Source organism: Streptomyces sp. NBC_01460 (assembly GCF_036227405.1).
Lineage (GTDB): Bacteria > Actinomycetota > Actinomycetes > Streptomycetales > Streptomycetaceae > Streptomyces.
The window spans coordinates 2,482,196-2,498,817 of the sequence record NZ_CP109473.1; the positions used below are offsets into that span (position 1 = coordinate 2,482,196).

General features: G+C 73.0%; 15 protein-coding genes. 11 read left to right on the forward strand and 4 right to left on the reverse strand.

The genetic code is table 11. From position 1 onward, the window contains the following. Positions 1–73: 73 nt before the first annotated feature. Positions 74–262 (reverse strand): hypothetical protein, encoded by a 189-nt coding sequence (locus tag OG488_RS11035; RefSeq protein WP_329228269.1) that lies wholly within the window; start codon positions 260–262, stop codon positions 74–76. A 198-nt stretch (positions 263–460) separates the two neighbouring features. On the opposite strand from OG488_RS11035, the gene OG488_RS11040 reads away from it, so the two are divergent. From OG488_RS11040 to OG488_RS11060, 5 genes are all read left to right on the forward strand, one after another. Next, a complete protein-coding gene (locus OG488_RS11040; RefSeq protein ID WP_329228271.1) occupies positions 461–2,011 on the forward strand; it encodes a hypothetical protein in 1,551 nt (516 codons plus the stop codon). A gap of 458 nt (positions 2,012–2,469) precedes the next feature. Beyond that, positions 2,470–3,414, forward strand: coding sequence for an ABC transporter ATP-binding protein (locus tag OG488_RS11045; protein ID WP_329228272.1), 945 nt, complete (start codon positions 2,470–2,472; stop codon positions 3,412–3,414). Further along, positions 3,414–4,136 (forward strand): ABC transporter permease, encoded by a 723-nt coding sequence (locus OG488_RS11050; RefSeq protein ID WP_329228273.1) that lies wholly within the window; start codon positions 3,414–3,416, stop codon positions 4,134–4,136. The genes OG488_RS11045 and OG488_RS11050 overlap by 1 nt, the downstream gene beginning before the upstream one ends. Positions 4,137–4,147: 11 nt before the next feature. After that, entirely contained in the window at positions 4,148–5,341 is a 1,194-nt protein-coding gene (locus OG488_RS11055; RefSeq protein ID WP_329228275.1) for a sensor histidine kinase, read from the forward strand. A 123-nt stretch (positions 5,342–5,464) separates the two neighbouring features. Beyond that, positions 5,465–6,097 carry a response regulator transcription factor gene (locus tag OG488_RS11060; protein ID WP_329238571.1) on the forward strand — a complete coding sequence of 211 codons (633 nt, stop codon included), beginning with the start codon at positions 5,465–5,467 and terminating at the stop codon, positions 6,095–6,097. Positions 6,098–6,143: 46 nt separating this feature from the next. On the opposite strand, the gene OG488_RS11065 is transcribed toward OG488_RS11060, so the two are convergent. Continuing rightward, the gene (locus OG488_RS11065) at positions 6,144–7,658 is read right to left on the reverse strand and encodes an MFS transporter (RefSeq protein ID WP_329228277.1); all 1,515 of its coding nucleotides are present in this window, start codon (positions 7,656–7,658) and stop codon (positions 6,144–6,146) included. 245 nt (positions 7,659–7,903) lie between these two features. On the opposite strand from OG488_RS11065, the gene OG488_RS11070 reads away from it, so the two are divergent. After that, positions 7,904–9,442 carry an MFS transporter gene (locus tag OG488_RS11070; RefSeq protein ID WP_329228279.1) on the forward strand — a complete coding sequence of 513 codons (1,539 nt, stop codon included), beginning with the start codon at positions 7,904–7,906 and terminating at the stop codon, positions 9,440–9,442. Here OG488_RS11070 and pepE read toward each other — a convergent pair. Next, entirely contained in the window at positions 9,408–10,136 is a 729-nt protein-coding gene (gene pepE, locus OG488_RS11075; protein ID WP_329228281.1) for a dipeptidase PepE, read from the reverse strand. The genes OG488_RS11070 and pepE overlap by 35 nt on opposite strands. 55 nt (positions 10,137–10,191) lie before the next feature. Beyond that, a complete protein-coding gene (locus OG488_RS11080) occupies positions 10,192–11,019 on the reverse strand; it encodes an IclR family transcriptional regulator (protein WP_329228283.1) in 828 nt (275 codons plus the stop codon). 151 nt (positions 11,020–11,170) lie between these two features. On the opposite strand from OG488_RS11080, the gene OG488_RS11085 reads away from it, so the two are divergent. The 5 genes from OG488_RS11085 to OG488_RS11105 all read left to right on the forward strand — a co-directional run bounded on the left by OG488_RS11085 (position 11,171) and on the right by OG488_RS11105 (position 16,579). Beyond that, positions 11,171–12,124 (forward strand): DUF1177 domain-containing protein, encoded by a 954-nt coding sequence (locus OG488_RS11085; RefSeq protein ID WP_329228285.1) that lies wholly within the window; start codon positions 11,171–11,173, stop codon positions 12,122–12,124. Continuing rightward, positions 12,124–13,515 carry a cytosine permease gene (locus OG488_RS11090; RefSeq protein WP_329228287.1) on the forward strand — a complete coding sequence of 464 codons (1,392 nt, stop codon included), beginning with the start codon at positions 12,124–12,126 and terminating at the stop codon, positions 13,513–13,515. Before OG488_RS11085 ends, OG488_RS11090 begins: the two co-directional genes overlap by 1 nt. Beyond that, entirely contained in the window at positions 13,512–14,819 is a 1,308-nt protein-coding gene (locus tag OG488_RS11095; protein ID WP_329228289.1) for a M20/M25/M40 family metallo-hydrolase, read from the forward strand. Before OG488_RS11090 ends, OG488_RS11095 begins: the two co-directional genes overlap by 4 nt. Positions 14,820–15,039: 220 nt before the next feature. Beyond that, on the forward strand, positions 15,040–15,627 hold the full coding sequence (locus tag OG488_RS11100) for a class I SAM-dependent methyltransferase (protein ID WP_329238574.1): 588 nt from the start codon (positions 15,040–15,042) through the stop codon (positions 15,625–15,627). A gap of 22 nt (positions 15,628–15,649) precedes the next feature. Beyond that, positions 15,650–16,579, forward strand: a complete 930-nt coding sequence (locus OG488_RS11105) for an N-acetylmuramoyl-L-alanine amidase (protein ID WP_329228291.1) — start codon at positions 15,650–15,652, stop codon at positions 16,577–16,579. Positions 16,580–16,622 lie beyond the last annotated feature (43 nt).

Consider the following 16,622-nt stretch of genomic DNA (forward strand, 5'->3'; position numbering starts at 1 on the left):
TACCTGTCCGCCACGCCCCGCCGCCCCTGGCCGCCGGACCCCGCACGGGGGGAACGGCGGCCGGTGCGAATCGTTACGCGACGAGGTCGGCGCGGAGGTCGTCCAGGACCAGGTTCGCCGAGGTGACTCCGAGGCCCAGGACGGCCGCCTTCTTGTCGCCGCCCGTGGCGTCGTCCGTCGCGGCGGCGCCGCACGCCGAGAGCGAGAGGGCGGCCGCCACCGCGAGACCGATCGCGGCGGCGCCGCGGCGTCTGAAGGACATGTTCTGCTCCGGTCCGGGTCGTACACAGGAAATTCTTAGGGAAGGCTCACCTTGGATGCATAGGGAATACACAGCACAGTCACCCTTCCCTCCGCAGGGGAACCAGGGCATCGGCACCCTTATGTGTGAAGTGACGTGGCTCGTGTTGTCCGGTGGGGTGTCCGAAACCTAGCTTCGGTAGCCGGAGGTGACCGGACCATGACTGCCTGTGCCATCGAGGACAAGACCACCGGAGTCGCAGGGGTGGCCGCGACGGCCGAACCCGCACCCGGGCCCGCTGAACCGGACGGGCCGGACGGACCGGGAGAACCCGGCGCCACGGGTGCGTCGGACGAGGGCGCGGATCCGGTCAGAGCGGTGCCGCCCGACCGGAGCACCGATCCGGCGGCACCGGACGACCCGGGGAGGCCGGCTGCCGACCCGGGGACGCCGGGCGCCGTGGCCGGTCCCGGCGCGCGGGCCGCGTACGGAGAGGCCGCCGCAGTGCCTCCCCTCCCTTCCGTCCCTCCGCTCCCGCCTGTTCCTCCCGTCCCGTCGGCACCGCCCACACCGCCGCCCTCCCTCGCGCGGACGGAGGAGCCGCCCCGCCCGGCGGACGAGGAGACCGGCCCGGCGGACGAGGAGACCAGCTCCACCGCACGGCCCCGCCCCGTACCGCCCCCGCTCACGATCGCCGCCGACCACTCGTACGCGGCGCGGCTCACCGCGACCGGGGAGTCGGCCGAGCCGGCCTGGTTCCCCGAGCGCTGGACCCTCGACGGGCCCGAGCCCTACGCCGTGCGCCTCCCCCTCGACCGGCCTGAGCGGGCCGGCTCCGACGTGCTGCCGCTCTCGGACGGGCGGGTCCTGATCCGGCGCGAGGTGGCGGCCGGCCGGCACACGTTCTCGCTGCTCTATCCGACCGGGCCGGGCACGGGCGAGCTGCCCCTGGGGGGACTCGACTGCCCGGAGCTCACACTCCTGCCCCCCTCCCCGGACGGCATGAGCGCCTTCGCCCTGCTCCCCGGCACCCGCTCCACCGGCGTCTGGCTGGTGGCCGGCGGGGCGTTCGGCCCGGAGCACGTCGCCGACGTCCCGGGGCGCTGTTCGGGCGGCACCTGGCTGGACCGCGAGGGCCGGCTGCTCGCACTGGACCGGCAGATGCCCGGGGGCGGCCCCGTGAAGGCGGTCGTCGTGGACCTGGAACGCGACGGCGAGGTGACCCCGCTGCTGCAGATCGCCCCGGAGAGCAACGACCGCCTGCTGCTGGCCGACCCCGACAGCGGCCTGCTGCTGGTCCGCTCGGACGCGCCCGGCCAGGACCGGCTCGGCTGGGGCGTGCTCGGCAGCTGCCTCCCGGTGCGGTTCCCGGAGTGCCTGCGCGTGCCGGACGCGACGCTGACCCCCTTCGCCGTCCAGCCGGGCCAGATGCTGATGCCGGAGAGCTGCGCCGTGGCGCTGCGGATCGACGGGCCGGCGGGCAGCTGGGTGGGGCTGTGGCGCCCGGCGGGGCGCCGGCTGCACCAGTTCGCGGCGCCCGGCGGATGGGCCGCCGGATCCGGGTTCTGGACCCGGGACGGCGTGCTGCACCTGCCGTACGCGCAGGAGGGCGCGCCCTGTGCCGTGGCGCTGCTGGAGGCTCCCGTGGACGAGCCCCACCAGGCCGTCGCGAACGGAACGGACGCGTCCGCAGCCGCCCCGGTTCCCGCCGCGTGCAGACCCGTCCCTCTGGGGCAGGCGCCTCTCACCGGGCGCACCGCACCTGGATAAACTCTGGCCCGGGCTACGCAGCCGTTCCGCGCGGGCGCCGACGGTGACCGCGTCGGGAGGGCGGCAGGGCCGCGACACACACGTAAGCGATTGCAACGGGGAGACTTCCCACATGTCTGAAGCCCGAACCGACACGACCCAGACGCGTCCGCCCCGGGCGGACACGGAACGGGCCGAAGCCGGCGGCTACGGAAAGCACCGAGGAGGCGCATCCGCGGAGAGCGTGACCGCAGAGCCGCACGGCCGTCACCGCCGCCCCTCCGAAGGGGGTGGCAGCGCGGCAGCCTGACCCGCTCCGCACGACACCGAGGGCCGTCGCAGCCACCTGGCAGCGGCGGCCCTCGTGTCGTACGGCGACGCACCGCCCCCAACAGCCCGCGCACCCATGACATTTGTCCTCGTGGACTCCGTACACACGCCCCTGCTGCGGGGAACGCCCGGCCCGTAGCGTCGTCGTCATGACACGGACGACGGGGACCAAGGAGAACGGACCCGCGGTGGAGTTCACCGCGGTGGTCAAGACGTTCGGCCGGGCGGGGAGCACCGTCCGGGCGGTCGACGGTATGGATCTCATGGTGGGGCGCGGCGAGACCGTCGCCCTGCTGGGCCGCAACGGGGCGGGGAAGTCGACGGCCATCGGTCTGCTGCTCGGCCTGAACGAGCCCGACTCGGGCACGGTGCGCCTCCTCGGCCGCGCCCCCGGGCGGGCGGTCCGCGCGGGGCTGGCCGGGGCCATGCTCCAGGACGGCCGTCCGATCCCCCGGGTGACGGTCGGTGAGCTGGTCCGCTTCGTCGCGTCCCTCTACCCGCGCCCGCTGCCCGTGGCCGACGCGCTGGCCCTCGCGGGGGTGACGGAGTACGCGGGCCGGCGTGTGGACAAGCTGTCCGGTGGTCAGATCCAGCGCGTCCGGTTCGCCGTCGCGCTGGCCGGCGACCCCGAACTGGTGGTGCTGGACGAGCCGACATCCGCGCTGGACGTGGAGGCGAGGCGGGCGTTCTGGACGTCGATCCGGTCCTTCGCCGAACGCGGCAACACCGTCCTGTTCTCCACCCACCATCTGGAGGAGGCCGACGGGAACGCCGACCGGATCGTGGTCCTGCACGGAGGCCGGGTCGTCGCGGACGGCAGCGGCGAGGCGATCAAGCGGTCGGCGGGCGGCGGTCTGGTCTCCGTCGACCTGGCGGGCCGCCCGGCCGCGGGGCTCGAGTCGCTCCCCGGCGTGCTGGGCGTCGAGGTGCGCGGGGGCCGTGCCCTGCTGCGTACGGACGACTCGGACGCGACGGTCGTCGAACTGGCGCGGATCGGCGCGGTACGCGGTCTCCAGGTCGGCAGGGCCACCCTGGAGGACGCGTTCCTCTCCCTCACCGCACCGACCACCGACCGAGTGAAGGAGGCCGCGTGATGTTTCCCTACATCGCACTCGAGATCCGGCGTACCCTGCGGGATCCCACGTTCCTGATCTTCGGGACGGGCATGCCGGTGATGATGTATCTGCTCTTCACCAATGTCGGCGGGAGCGACGGCTATGACGACTGGAAGGCCGCGTCGATGGTCGGCATGGCGGCGTACGGGGCACTCGGCTCCGCCATGGCGATCGGTACGGGCATCGCGTCGGACAAGTCCCTGGGCTGGCTCCAGCAGTTGAGGATCACACCGCTGGACCCGTGGCGCGCCGTGACGGGCCGGGCGATCAGCGGTTCGGTGACGGTCCTGCCGACCGTCCTGGCGGTGCTGCTGGCCGGGGCGCTCGTCAACGGGGTGCGGCTGGCGGTCTGGCAGTGGGTGGCGCTGGTGCTGCTGCTGTGGATCGGCGCGCTGCCGTTCACCCTGCTCGGCATCGGCAACGGGTACCGGCTCACCCCGCAGGGCACCGGTGTGGTCAACGTGGCCTGTCTGATGGGCTTCGCGCTCGTCGGCGGGCTCTGGTTCCCCCTCGGCGTGCTCCCCGGGTGGCTGCGCGCCGTCGGCGGGTTCACCCCCGCGCACGGGTTCGCCGACCTGGGCTGGTCGACGATCGCCGGGCACGCCCCAGGTGCCGGCTCCGTGGCCGTACTGGGCGGGTGGCTGCTGCTGTTCGGCGGCTACGCCGTGCTGTCCTACCGTCGGTCGGCGAGGACCGTGTGAGTGGAGTGACCGTGTCCAGGAAGACGATCAGGAAGACGAAGAAGAAGTACGGGCGGCCCGGTCCGCCCGGCCCCTACGCCCTGCTGCCCACGCTGCTGATGGGGCTCGGCGCGTTCTCCAACCTCTGGCAGGGCGAGACCTCGAACCCCTGGGTCGGCGGCCTGGGGCTGCTGGCCTTCAACTCCCTCTACATCTCCGTGGTGTTCCGGGGTTTCGACAGGAGGCGGCGGGAGAGCGCCACGTCCTATGTGCTGCTGGCCGCCATGGCCGCCCTCACCTTCGGCCTCGCGATCGGCTACGGCGGCAACTGGCTGCTGTTCTTCCCCCTGCTCTCACTGGCCTGCGGCACGATCCTGCGCGGACGGCGGCTCGGCGTCGGCCTGTTCGTCCTGGCGGGATGCGCGTGCGCGGTGGCCGTGTGGCGCGGCGACCACGTCTCGGAACCGTGGACCATCGGCTACGGGACCTTCATCTCGGGGGCCGTGACGGCCGCGATCCTCACCCTGTCCGAGACGGTGACGGAGCTCCGCGCGACCCGGCAGGAGCTGGCCCGGAACGCCGTCGAGCAGGAGCGGCTGCGCTTCTCGCGCGATCTGCACGATCTGCTCGGCCACACCCTGTCGGTCGTGGTCGTCAAGTCGGAGGCGGCGCGCAGGCTCGCTCCGCACGACATCGACGCGGCGATCGCGCAGGTCACGGACATCGAGTCCGTGGGCCGTCAGGCCCTCACCGAGATCCGCGAGGCGGTGACGGGGTACCGCGAGGGCAGCCTGGCCACCGAGCTGGACCGGGCCGGACCGGTGCTGGCCGCCGCCGGGATCGAGGCGGCCGTCCACCGCTCGGGCCCGCCGCCCGGTCCGCAGGCCGACGCGCTGCTGGGCTGGGTGGCGCGGGAGGCCGTCACCAACGCGGTGCGCCACAGCGGCGCGGCCCACTGCGAGTTCGTCCTTGACTCCACATCCGAACGGGTCCGGCTGACCGTGACGGACGACGGCGCCGGCCCGGGGGATCCGGAGGGCCCGGTGCGCGGTACGGGGCTGAAGGGCCTGGCCGAGCGGCTGGCCGCCGCGGGCGGTTCCCTGGAGTCGGGCCCCGGGCCGGACGGCGGCTTCGCCGTGACGGCGGAGCTGCCGGCGGACGCGGGAAGCGGCACGGAGGGCGCCACCGGCACGGCAAGCGGCTCCAGGCGCCGGGACCGCTGCTGACGTAGGCCCGACCGGGCGGCCGGACCGCTGCCGGCGGACGCCGACGGACGCCCGACCGGGCCCGGCGGCGGCGTCAGGGCCTCCGTCAAGCATCCGGCGGCCTACGCTGACCCCGTGGACGAGATGCCGCAGGACCACCGCCCCACCGGATCGGTACGCATTCTGCTCGCCGAGGACCAGGGCATGATGCGCAGCGCGCTCGCCCTGCTGCTCGGGATGGAGCCGGACTTCGAGGTGGTCGCCCAGGTGGCCGACGGGGTGGGGATCGTGGACGCGGCGCTCCTGTCCCGCCCGGACGTGGCGCTGCTGGACATCGAACTCCCGGGCCGCAGTGGCCTGGACGCGGCCGCGGATCTGCGTACGGAGGTCCCGGACTGCCGGGTGCTGATCCTGACCACCTTCGGCAGGCCGGGCTATCTCCGGCGAGCCATGGAGGCCGGGGCCTCGGGCTTCCTGGTGAAGGACGGCCCGGTCGGGGACCTGGCGAAGGCGATCCGGCAGGTGCTGGGCGGCGAGACCGTGATCGATCCGGCGCTGGCCGCCGCCGCCCTGGGCGCGGGCCCCAGTCCCCTGACGCCGAGGGAGCGGGACGCGCTGAACGCCTCCGTGGACGGCGCGACGGTCGCCGACATCGCGGCGAAACTGAGCCTGTCGGAGTCCACGGTCCGCAACTACCTCTCCTCGGCCATCGGCAAGACCGGCACCCGCAACCGCATGGAGGCGATGAGGGCGGCCCGCGGGCAGGGCTGGCTCTGACGGCACCCGGTGCGCCGGCCTCCGCCCCGCCGGGGGAGGCGGGCCCTCAGGCCTCCGGGGCGTGCAGCGCCGGCGTCACGGGCTCCTCGCCGGACCGGTCCGGCCGTCCCCCGTCCGGTGCGCCCGGACGCGCCGCCGCCTTCGTACGGCTGCCCGGCAGCCAGAGCAGCATCATCGCCGCCCCGGCCACGAGCACGACGGTGGCCGTGCGGAAGGCAAGGGCGTATCCGGCCGTGATCTCGGCGGCCCCGTCGGATCCCCCGGTACGGGCCGCGGCGACGGTGGAGAGCACGGCGAGACCCAGCGCGCCGCCCATCGTGCGGGAGGTGTTGACCAGTCCGGAGACGAGTCCGGCGTCGCCGGGTGCCGCGCCGGAGGTGGCGAGTGTGGCCAGTGGGGTGGAGGCCAGTCCGGATCCGGCCATCATCAGGATGCCGGGGAGGCAGACCGAGGTGAGGTAGGAGCCGTGCACGCCCATGGTGGACTGCCAGCCGAAGCCGGCGGCGGCGACCAGGACACCCGCCACGGCCAGGGGTTTGGCGCCGGTCCTGGCCATGATTCCGGGGGCGGCCTTCGAGCCGGCGAAGACGGCGACGGACGTCGGCAGCAGGGCGAGGCCCGCCTGCAGCGGTGTGTAGCCCAGGATGTTCTGGGCGTAGACGGTCATGAAGTACCACATGCCGAACGTCGCCGACCCCAGCAGCATCATCGAGACGTTCCCCGCCGAGACGGCGCGCACCCCGAGCACCCGCAGCGGCATCAGCGGGGCGGCCGCCCGGGATTCCGCCAGGACGAAGACGCCGAGCAGGGCCAGGCCGCCCAGCAGGGGCACCAGGGTGGGGGCGGCGGTCCAGCCGGAGGCCTCGGTCTGCACGATGCCGTACGCCGTCGTCGCCAGGCCCGCCGTGACGAGCACCGCGCCCAGCAGGTCCACCCGGCGCCGGTCGCCCGCACGGCCCTCGGCCAGCCACACCGCCGCGCCCGCGAGGACGAGGGCGCCGATCGGCACGTTGATGAGCAGGACCCACCGCCAGGAGAGGGCGTCGGTGAGCACCCCGCCGATCAGCCCGCCCGCCGCTCCGCCGCCCGCGCCGACCGCCATCCAGGTGCCGATCGCCCGGGTCCGCGCGGGTCCCTCGGGGACGGCGGCGGTCAGGATGGTGAGCGTCGCCGGGGAGAGCACGGCGGCACCGAGCCCCTGACCGGCGCGGGCCGCGAGGAGCTGCCACCCCTCCTGGGCGAGGCCGCCGGCCAGCGAGGCCGCGGTGAAGAGGCCGAGCCCGGTCAGGAACATGCGCTTGCGCCCGTATATGTCCGCGGCTCGTCCGCCGAGCAGCATGAAACCGGCGAAGGCGATCGAGTAGGCGTTGACGACCCACTGGAGTCCGGGGCCGCTCAGGCCCAGGTCGGTGCGCATGGAGGGCAGCGCCACGTTGACGACGGAGACGTCGAGGACGACGAGGAACTGGCCGGTGCAGGCGGCGGCGACCACGGCCCAGGTGCGGGTTCTCGATCGGGCGGGCGGCCTCGTGGGCCTGGAGTCGTCAACCATGGGTGTCATACTCGCAGGCGACTCGTGCCCCGTACATCGGTTTGCGGCCCCCCATCGGTCCCCCTGGGTCTCCACCTCCCGGCGTAGGACCTCTGCCGACTTCCCGGTTTTTACGCCGCGTTCACCGGAATATCGCGGGCGTACGGAAGCGTTCACCATGCACACACTTGGCGGTCGGTGCTGCTTTCTCCGCGCCACCGCATGCTCCACCCGCTCACCCTTTCCCGTATTTCCCCTGCCCGGAGGCCACACGTATGCGACGGACGACGAACGGACAGCAGGGGTCGCGCGCGGCGCTCCCCGACCCACGCAAGGGCAAGGGCGGCGGCGTCGTTCCCGTACTGGCGTTCGCGGGGATCACCGTGGCGGTGATGCAGACCCTGCTCGTCCCCGTCATCAAGGACCTGCCGTCCCTGCTCGGCACCGACCCGGCGAACGCGACCTGGGTGATGACGGCCACCCTGCTCGCCGGAGCCGTCGCGACCCCGATCATGGGGCGGCTCGGCGATCTGTACGGCAAGCGGCGGATGCTGCTGGCCAGTCTCGCCGTGATGGTGGTCGGCTCGCTGATCTGCGCCTCCACCGACGACCTCGTGGTCATGATCGTCGGCCGGGCGCTCCAGGGCTTCGCCATGGGTGCGATCCCGCTGGGGATCGGCATCATGCGCGACGTGCTGCCGCGCGAGAAGCTCGGCTCGGCGATGGCCCTGATGAGCTCGTCCATAGGCGTGGGCGGCGGACTGGCCCTGCCCGCCGCCGCGCTCGTCGCCCAGCACGCCGACTGGCACGCGCTCTTCCTCGGCTCGGCCGCGCTGGGCGTCCTGGCCATGACCCTGACCTTCCTCGTCGTGCCGGAGCCCCCTCTGCGCGCACCGGGGCGTTTCGACCTCGTCGGCGCGCTGGGGCTCTCCCTCGGACTGGTCTGCCTGCTGCTGCCCGTCACCAAGGGCGGTGACTGGGGCTGGACCTCTCCCCTGACACTCGGCCTGATCGGCGCGTCCCTGGTGATCCTGGTGCTGTGGGGACTGTTCGAGCTGCGCTCCCCGGCGCCGCTGGTCGACCTGCGCACCAGCGCCCGGCGCGAGGTGCTGCTCACCAACCTCGTCTCGATCATGGTCGGGGTCGCCTTCTACGCCGTCTCGCTGGTCCTGCCGCAGCTGCTCCAGCTGCCCGCGTCGACGGGCTACGGCCTGGGGCAGTCGATGGTGGTGGCGGGGCTCTGCGTGGCACCGCTGGGCCTGACCATGATGTTCGTGGCCCCGCTCTACGCGAGGATCTCCGCCCGCCGCGGACCGAAGGTCTCCCTGATGCTCGGCATGCTGATCATCGCCGTCGGCTACGGCGCGGGCCTCGGCCTGATGAGCGCCGCCTGGCAGACCGTGGTGATCGCGGTGGTGCTCGGGGCGGGGATCGGGCTCGCCTACTCCTCGCTCCCCGCTCTGATCATCGGGGCGGTCGACGCCTCCGAGACCGGTGCGGCGAACGGCCTGAACACGCTGATGCGGTCGATCGGCACCTCGCTGTCGAGCGCGGTGATCGGCATGGTGCTGGCGAACACCTCGGTGCGGATGGGCGCGGTGGACGTCCCCTCCATGGAGGGCTTCCGGACCTCGTTCATGATCGCCACGGGGGCGGTGCTCATCGGCCTCGTACTGGCCGCGTTCCTGCCGGCGCAGCGGAAGGCGCACCCCGTCCTGCTGGCCAGCAGCGCGGGCGACGCGCTCGCCGCGGCCGAGTCCGCCCCCGTGGCGGCGCCGGTCAGCGCGCCGGAGCGTCGAACCTCGGCTCCGTAGCCAGCAGCCCCGACACGTCGGATCCGGCCGCGAGCTCCCGCGGCCGGACACCGCGCGTGAACAGCCGGGCGGGACGGGCGCCCTGGACCGTCGCCACGCCCTCCCGCACCCGGAGCCAGGAACCCTCGCGCAGCCCGAGCACGGGGACGTCGTTCTCCTCGAGGAACTCGGTGAGCCGCTCCTCGCGGGTCTCCCCCTTGTGGGTGCTGGCCGGGTCCGGGTCCAGGTAGTGCGGGTTGATCTGGAAGGGGACCAGGCCCAGCGCGTCGAAGGACGGCGGCTGCACGATGGGCATGTCGTTGGAGGTCCGCAGGGTCGGCGCGGCCATGTTGGTGCCCGCGCTGGCGCCCATGTACGGCAGTCCGTCCCGCGCGGCGTCGCGCACCGCCTCGCGCAGGCCGGTGCGGTACAGGGCGTCCAGCAGCCGGAAGGAGTTGCCCCCGCCGATGAACACGGCGTCCGAGGCGGCGAGTTCGGCGGCCGGGTCGGCGTTCTCGTGGACGCCGCGCACCCGGATCCCGGCCGGCTCCAGGGCGCCCCGGACGCGCGCGGTGTACGCGTCGTGGTCGGCCAGCGCGTACGGCACGAAGGCGAGCCGGGCGTCCGCCGGGAGGAACGCGGTGACGGTGTCCAGAGCGTGTTCCAGATAACCGCGGCCGTACTGGGTGGAGTTGGAGAGCAGCAGCAGATTCACAGAGGTTCCTCGTGCGGTGGGAGCGGAGAGCCGGTCGGGCGGTACGGGTCGGTGGTCAGGCGCTACGGGGGCGTCCCGCGCGGGACCTGGGCCGCTGGGGCGGGTGGGTGAGCCGCTGCTCCAGCAGGTGCGCGGCGTGGCGCAGGGCGTCGAGCCGGTCCTCGGGCGCCCCCTGGAAGCGGTCCACGCCTCCGCCGAGGCTGAGGCTGCCGTAGGGCTCGCGGCCCAGGAACACCGGCACCGCGACGGTCGCGATCCCGGTGTCGTACTCGCCGACGGTCCAGGCGTAGCCCTGGGCGCGGACCTTGAGGAACTCCTGTTCCAGGAGGTCCGGGTCGGTGACGGTCCGGTCGGTGAAGCGCGCCATGGGGCGGCCGCGGAAGAGCCGGTGGCGCTGGTCGTCGGGCAGGTACGCGTAGAACGACTTGCTGGTCGCCCCGGCGTGCGCCGGGTACAGCTCCCCGACGAGCGGGTAGTAGCGCAGCGGCCCGGTCTCGCCCTCCTCGGCGGCCACGCACCGCATGTGGAAGCTGTCGGGCAGGCAGAACAGGACGGTGTCGCCGGTGGTCCGGCGCAGCTCCTCCAGCACCGGCGCGGCGAGCAGCTCCAGCGACCCGGAGCGCTCCCAGAGCCGGCCGAGCCGCAGCACGGCGGGGCCGATGCGGTAGCGGCGGGTGACGGGGTCGGAGACCAGGAAGCCCCGGCCGGCGAGCGTGGCCAGCAGGCGCTGGGCGACCGAGGTGTCCCAGCCGAACTCCTCGGCGACCTCGGTGACGCCCCAGTCGGGACGGGTCCGCTCGAAGGCGAGCAGCACCAGGAGCGCCCGGTCGACGGTCTGCAGGGCCCCGGCGGGGGTGCGGCGGTCCAGATCGAAGTCGGCCATCAGCAGCATCTCACCATTCAGACCTGAATTGCAGATAACGGGAAACAGTTGCGTTCCACGGTAGCGGATCCCGAATGTTGCTCCAGCACCCCGCCCCGCGCTTCCCCGTGGTCGCGCCGGGCGGGTGTCCCGCTCCGGAGAAAGGCCCCCCATGCTCAAGTACGTACTGGACATCGTCGAGCTGCTGGACGACCCGCAGGTCAGCGGCAAGTCCGTCGCCGGATACCTCGACTCCGTCGCCGGGGCCGCGGGCTCCGCGGCCGAGGTCACGACGGTCACCGGCGACCGGGGGGCGACGGACTTCGTACTCGTCCGCATCCCGGGCACCCGCGGGCGCACCTCGGGCGGCGACGCCCGGACCCTCGGCGTGGTCGGCCGGCTGGGCGGCGTCGGCGCCCGGCCGGAGGTGACCGGGCTCGTGTCCGACGCCGACGGCGCGGCCTCGGCGCTCGCCACGGCCGCCAAGCTGCTGGACATGCGCCGCCGGGGCGACGCGCTCCCCGGTGACGTGATCGTCGCCACGCACATCTGCCCGAGCGCCCCGACCGAGCCGCACGACCCGGTCCCGTTCATGGGGTCCCCGGTGGACATCGCCACGATGAACCGGCACGAGGTCACCGGCGAGATGGAGGCCGTGCTCTCCATCGACACCACCAAGGGCAACCGGATCATCAACCACAAGGGCCTGGCCCTCTCGCCCACCGTCAAGGAGGGCTGGGTGCTCCGCGTCTCCGAGCAGCTCGGCGAGCTGCTCGCGGTGGTGACCGGTGAGCCGTTGGTCACGTACCCCGTGACCACGCAGGACATCACCCCGTACGGTAACGGTGCACACCACATCAATTCGATCCTGCAGCCCTCCACCGCGACCGCCGCCCCGGTCGTCGGTCTGGCGGTCACCTCGGCCGCCGCGGTGCCGGGCTGCCAGACGGGCGCGAGCCACGAGACGGACATCGCCTCCGCCGCCCGGTACGCCGTCGAGGTCGCCAAGGCCTTCGGCGCCGGAACCCTGGACTTCCACGACGCGGTGGAGTTCGACAACCTCGTCACCCGCTACGGGTCGCTGGCTCACCTGCAGACCTTCGGCCGCACACCCCTGGAGTCCTGATGGCATCCGACAGCCGGGCCGCCGCCACGGCCCCCGAGGCCAAGAGCATCGGCAGCGACGACTACGCGCTCTCCCGGGTGCCGCGCGAGAAGCGCTTCGGCTTCTGGTCGATGCTCCTGCAGTGGCTGGCACAGTCCGGGTCGATCTCGCAGTTCACGCTCGGTGCCACCATCGGTGTCGGGATGACCTTCGGGGACGCCTTCCTCGCCTTCACCCTCGGCGCCGTGATCCTGGAGATCGTGATCTTCGCGATCGGTCTTGCGGGGATGCGCGAGGGTCTGGCGACCCCGATGCTGACCCGCTGGGTGGGCTTCGGCCGCAACGGCTCGGCGCTCGTCAGCTTCGTCATCGCGGTCAGTCTGGTCGGCTGGTTCGGCGTCCAGAACACGATCTTCGGCGACAGCGTCTCGGCGCTGGTCGGCGGCCCGTCCTGGATGTGGTGCGTCGTCGCGGGCATCGCCATCACCGCCCTGGTGATCTTCGGCTTCCGGTACATGGCCATGTTCGCGAAGATCGTCACCCCGCTCTTCTTCGCCATGGTCGCCTGGTCCGTCGTCACGACGCTGAACGACCACTCGCTCGGCGACCTGATGAGCTCGCCGCCGCCCGGTGAGACCATCCCGCTCGCGGTGGCCGCCACCGCGATCGCGGGCGGCTACATGACGGGTGCGATCGTCTCCCCGGAGATGACCCGCTACAACAGGAAGGGCTCGCACGTCTTCGTGCAGAGCGCCTCCTCGATGATCCTCTCCGAGTACATCGTCGGCATGGTCGGCGTGCTCCTCGGCCACCTGGTGAAGTCCAGCGAGGTCTCGCACATCGTGCTCTCCACCTCGGGCGCGTTCGGCGTGATCGTGGTCCTGATGTCCACCGCCAAGATCAACGACTGGAACCTGTACGGCTCCTCGCTCGGCGTCGTCAACTTCTTCCAGGTCGTCTTCGGCAGGCGGCTGCACCGCGGGGTCGTCACCGTCGCCCTCGGGGCCGCGGGCACCCTCCTCTCCGCGGTCGGCATCATGACCCACTTCACGGAGTTCCTCTCCCTGCTGGGCGTGATGATCCCGCCGATCGGCGGGATCATCGTCGCGGAGTACTGGGTCGTGAAGCGGATGCGGCGGCCCCTGGACGAGACCCGTGAGGCACAGACGCTCCCCGCGACCTCTCCCACCTGGGTGCCGATGTCCCTGGCCATCTGGGTCGCCGCGTTCTGCGTCGGCAAGTTCTACGACGGCGGTATCCCGGCCCTCAACTCGCTGGCCACCGCCTTCCTGCTGTACTGCGTGCTCGGCCTGCTGGGCTGGATCAGGCCGTACGGCACCTCCACCCTGGACGACGACGCGCACACCCCCGCTCCCGCCGCCCACGTCACCACCCCGGCAGGAGCAGCATGAGCATCGTCCCCGCTTCCGAAGAGGCCCAGGAGGAGGCCGTCGGCCTCTGCGCCGAGCTGATCCGCTTCGACACCTCCAACCCGACGAGCGACGAGAGCGCGGCGGCGGACTGGGTCGTGGCCCGGCTCGCCGAGGCCGGCATCGACTCCGTACGGGTGGAGTCCGCCCCCGGCCGCGCCAACGTCATCGCGCGCATCGCGGGCTCCGACCCGGACCGGGGCGCCCTCCTGGTCCACGGCCACCTCGACGTCGTGCCCGCCGACGCCTCCGAGTGGCAGGTGCCGCCGTTCTCCGGTGAGATCCGCGACGGCTACCTCTGGGGGCGCGGCGCGATCGACATGAAGGACACGGTCGCGGTCGTGCTGGCCACCGCCCGGCACTTCGCCCGGACCGGGATCCGGCCCGCACGCGATCTGGTCCTCGCCTTCCTCGCCGACGAGGAGGCGGGCGGGAAGTTCGGCGCGCACTGGCTGGTCGAGCACCGTCCCGAGCTGTTCGCCGGGGTCACCGAGGCGATCGGCGAGGGCGGCGGCTTCTCCTTCGCCCTCGACGACACCCGGCGGCTGTACCCGATCGAGAACGCCCAGCGCGGGATGGCCTGGATGGAGCTCACCGCCACGGGCCGGGCCGGCCACGGTTCCTCCCCCAACGACGAGAACGCGGTCACCGACCTCGCCGAGTCCCTCACCCGCATCGGCCGCGAGACCTTCCCGGTCCGGCTGATCGAACCGGTCCGCGCCCTGCTCCAGGAGGCCGCCCGGCTGTACGGCGTCGCGTTCGACGAGGACGACATCGAGGGCACGCTGTCCCGGCTGGGGCCGGTGGCGGACTTCATGCAGGTGGTGCTGCGCAACTCCGCCAACCCCACCATGTTCTCGGCGGGTTACCAGACCAACGTGATCCCGGGGAAGGCCACCGCCCGGGTCGACGGCCGCTTCCTTCCCGGCCACGAGCAGGAGCTGATCGACACGATCGACCGGCTGCTGCTGCCCTCCGTCAGCCGCGAGTGGGTCAACCACGACATCGCGATGGAGACGGCGTTCGAGGGTCCGCTGGTCGACGCGATGTGCGACGCGGTGCGCGCCGAGGACCCGGACGGCCACCCCGTGCCCTACTGCAACCCCGGCGGCACCGACGCCAAGGCGTTCACCCACCTGGGCATCCGCTGCTTCGGCTTCAAGGGGCTCAAGCTCCCGCACGACCTGGACTACGGCCGGCTCTTCCACGGCGTGGACGAACGCGTCCCGCTGGAGGGCCTGCGCTTCGGCGTCCGGGTCATGACCCGACTCTGGCAGAGCTGCTGACCTGACCCGGCAGCCTCGGCCAGGGGCCTGCCCCGACCCGGGCCCACCCCACCCGTACGCCCCCGCCGACCTGTGTCGCGGGGGCGTACGGCACGATGGGACGCCGTCCGATCCGCCGCCCCACCAGGAGGAACCCGTGGCCGCCGAGCCCGCCGAGCCCGCCGAGCCCGCCCGTCCCGAGCCGGATGTCCTCGCCGCCTTCGAGGCCGCCAAGGGATTCATGCCGGTCCGCGAAGGGCTCGCGCTGTACGCCGCCGCCGTCGAGGCCGCCGCGTCCGGGCTGCCGCTCCTGGAGGTCGGCACGTACTGCGGGCGGTCCGCGATCCTGCTGGCCGCCGCCGCCCGGGCGGCCGGGGTGACGGCCCTGACCGTCGACCACCACCGGGGCAGCGAGGAGCAGCAGCCCGGCTGGGAGTACCACGACCCCTCGGTCGTCGACCCGGAGATCGGTCTGATGGACACCCTCCCGACGTTCCGGCGCACGCTGCACCGGGCGGGCCTGGAGGAGCACGTGGTGGCGCTCGTCGGGCGTTCCCCGCAGGTCGCGGCGGTGTGGGGCGGGCAGCTCGGCCTCGTGTTCATCGACGGCGGGCACACCGACGAACACGCGAACGGCGACTACGAGGGCTGGGCGCCGAAGGTGGCCGACGGCGGACTGCTCGTGATCCACGACGTGTTCCCCGACCCGGCCGACGGCGGACAGGCCCCCTACCGCGTCCACCAACGCGCCCTGGCGTCAGGGGCGTTCACCGAGATCTCGGTGACGGACTCACTGCGCGTCCTGCGGCGTACGGGGACGGGGATCTGAGGGCCACGGATAGCATCGCGACGTGCGCCACGACGACTCCCCTCCCCCCACCCCGCGCCCGGGCAGGCCCCGAAGGCCCGCTCTGGCCGCCGCGGCGCTGGCAGGCGTCTGTCTGACCGCCGCAGGCTGCGCGGGCGACGGCGGATCCGCCGACGGGCCCGCGACCGCGTCCCGGCCGGCGTCGTCCGCGCCGCCCTCCTCCTCTTCGCCCCGGCGTTCAGCGGATCCGGACGCGAGCCCGTCGACGGGCCGCACGTCCGGGGAGCCCCTGCCACAGGGCCCGCTCACGGGGCGCACCGTGGTGATCGACCCCGGGCACAACCCGGGGAACCGCGACCACACCCGGGAGATCAACGCCTCGGTGGACATCGGCACGGGGCGCAAGGAGTGCGACACCACGGGCACGGCCACCGACTCGGGTTACGCGGAGGCCCGGTTCACCCTCGACGTCTCCCGCCGGCTGCGCACGCTGCTGGAGGCGCGGGGCGCGAGGGTCGTCCTGACCCAGGACGGGGACCGCCCCTTCGGCCCGTGCGTCGACGAACGCGCGCGGATCGGCAACGAGGAGCGGGCCGACGCGGTGGTCTCGGTCCACGCGGACGGTTCCGCGGCCGGCAACAGGGGATTCCACGTCATTCTCCCCGCAGCCGTGAACGGCGGCGACGTCGACACCGCGAAGATCGTGGCCCCTTCGCGTGAACTGGGGGAACGGATCGCAGGGAATTACGTACGCGTCACCGGAAGTGCCCCCTCCAATTACATCGGCGGAGGCACCGGGCTGGACACCCGTGACGATCTCGGCGGCCTGAATCTCTCGACCGTGCCCAAAGTGTTCATCGAATGCGGCAATATGCGTGACCCGAAGGACGCCGCCCTGCTGACCGATGAGGGCTGGCGCCGGAAAGCGGCTCTCGGTATCGCCGAGGGCATCGGCAGCTATCTGGAGAAGTAGTTCTGCACGGATGGTGGCGACATCGGGGGGATAGCCGGTCCGA

What these genes read in the sequence shown, in the direction of transcription:
- OG488_RS11035 (WP_329228269.1), bottom strand. Translation starts at nt 262, where the DNA reads ATGTCCTTCAGACGCCGCGGCGCCGCCGCGATCGGTCTCGCGGTGGCG.
- OG488_RS11040 (WP_329228271.1), top strand. Translation starts at nt 461, where the DNA reads ATGACTGCCTGTGCCATCGAGGACAAGACCACCGGAGTCGCAGGGGTG.
- OG488_RS11045 (WP_329228272.1), top strand. Translation starts at nt 2,470, where the DNA reads ATGACACGGACGACGGGGACCAAGGAGAACGGACCCGCGGTGGAGTTC.
- OG488_RS11050 (WP_329228273.1), top strand. Translation starts at nt 3,414, where the DNA reads ATGTTTCCCTACATCGCACTCGAGATCCGGCGTACCCTGCGGGATCCC.
- OG488_RS11060 (WP_329238571.1), top strand. Translation starts at nt 5,465, where the DNA reads ATGCCGCAGGACCACCGCCCCACCGGATCGGTACGCATTCTGCTCGCC.
- OG488_RS11065 (WP_329228277.1), bottom strand. Translation starts at nt 7,658, where the DNA reads ATGACACCCATGGTTGACGACTCCAGGCCCACGAGGCCGCCCGCCCGA.
- OG488_RS11070 (WP_329228279.1), top strand. Translation starts at nt 7,904, where the DNA reads ATGCGACGGACGACGAACGGACAGCAGGGGTCGCGCGCGGCGCTCCCC.
- OG488_RS11080 (WP_329228283.1), bottom strand. Translation starts at nt 11,019, where the DNA reads ATGGCCGACTTCGATCTGGACCGCCGCACCCCCGCCGGGGCCCTGCAG.
- OG488_RS11085 (WP_329228285.1), top strand. Translation starts at nt 11,171, where the DNA reads ATGCTCAAGTACGTACTGGACATCGTCGAGCTGCTGGACGACCCGCAG.
- OG488_RS11090 (WP_329228287.1), top strand. Translation starts at nt 12,124, where the DNA reads ATGGCATCCGACAGCCGGGCCGCCGCCACGGCCCCCGAGGCCAAGAGC.
- OG488_RS11095 (WP_329228289.1), top strand. Translation starts at nt 13,512, where the DNA reads ATGAGCATCGTCCCCGCTTCCGAAGAGGCCCAGGAGGAGGCCGTCGGC.
- OG488_RS11100 (WP_329238574.1), top strand. Translation starts at nt 15,040, where the DNA reads ATGCCGGTCCGCGAAGGGCTCGCGCTGTACGCCGCCGCCGTCGAGGCC.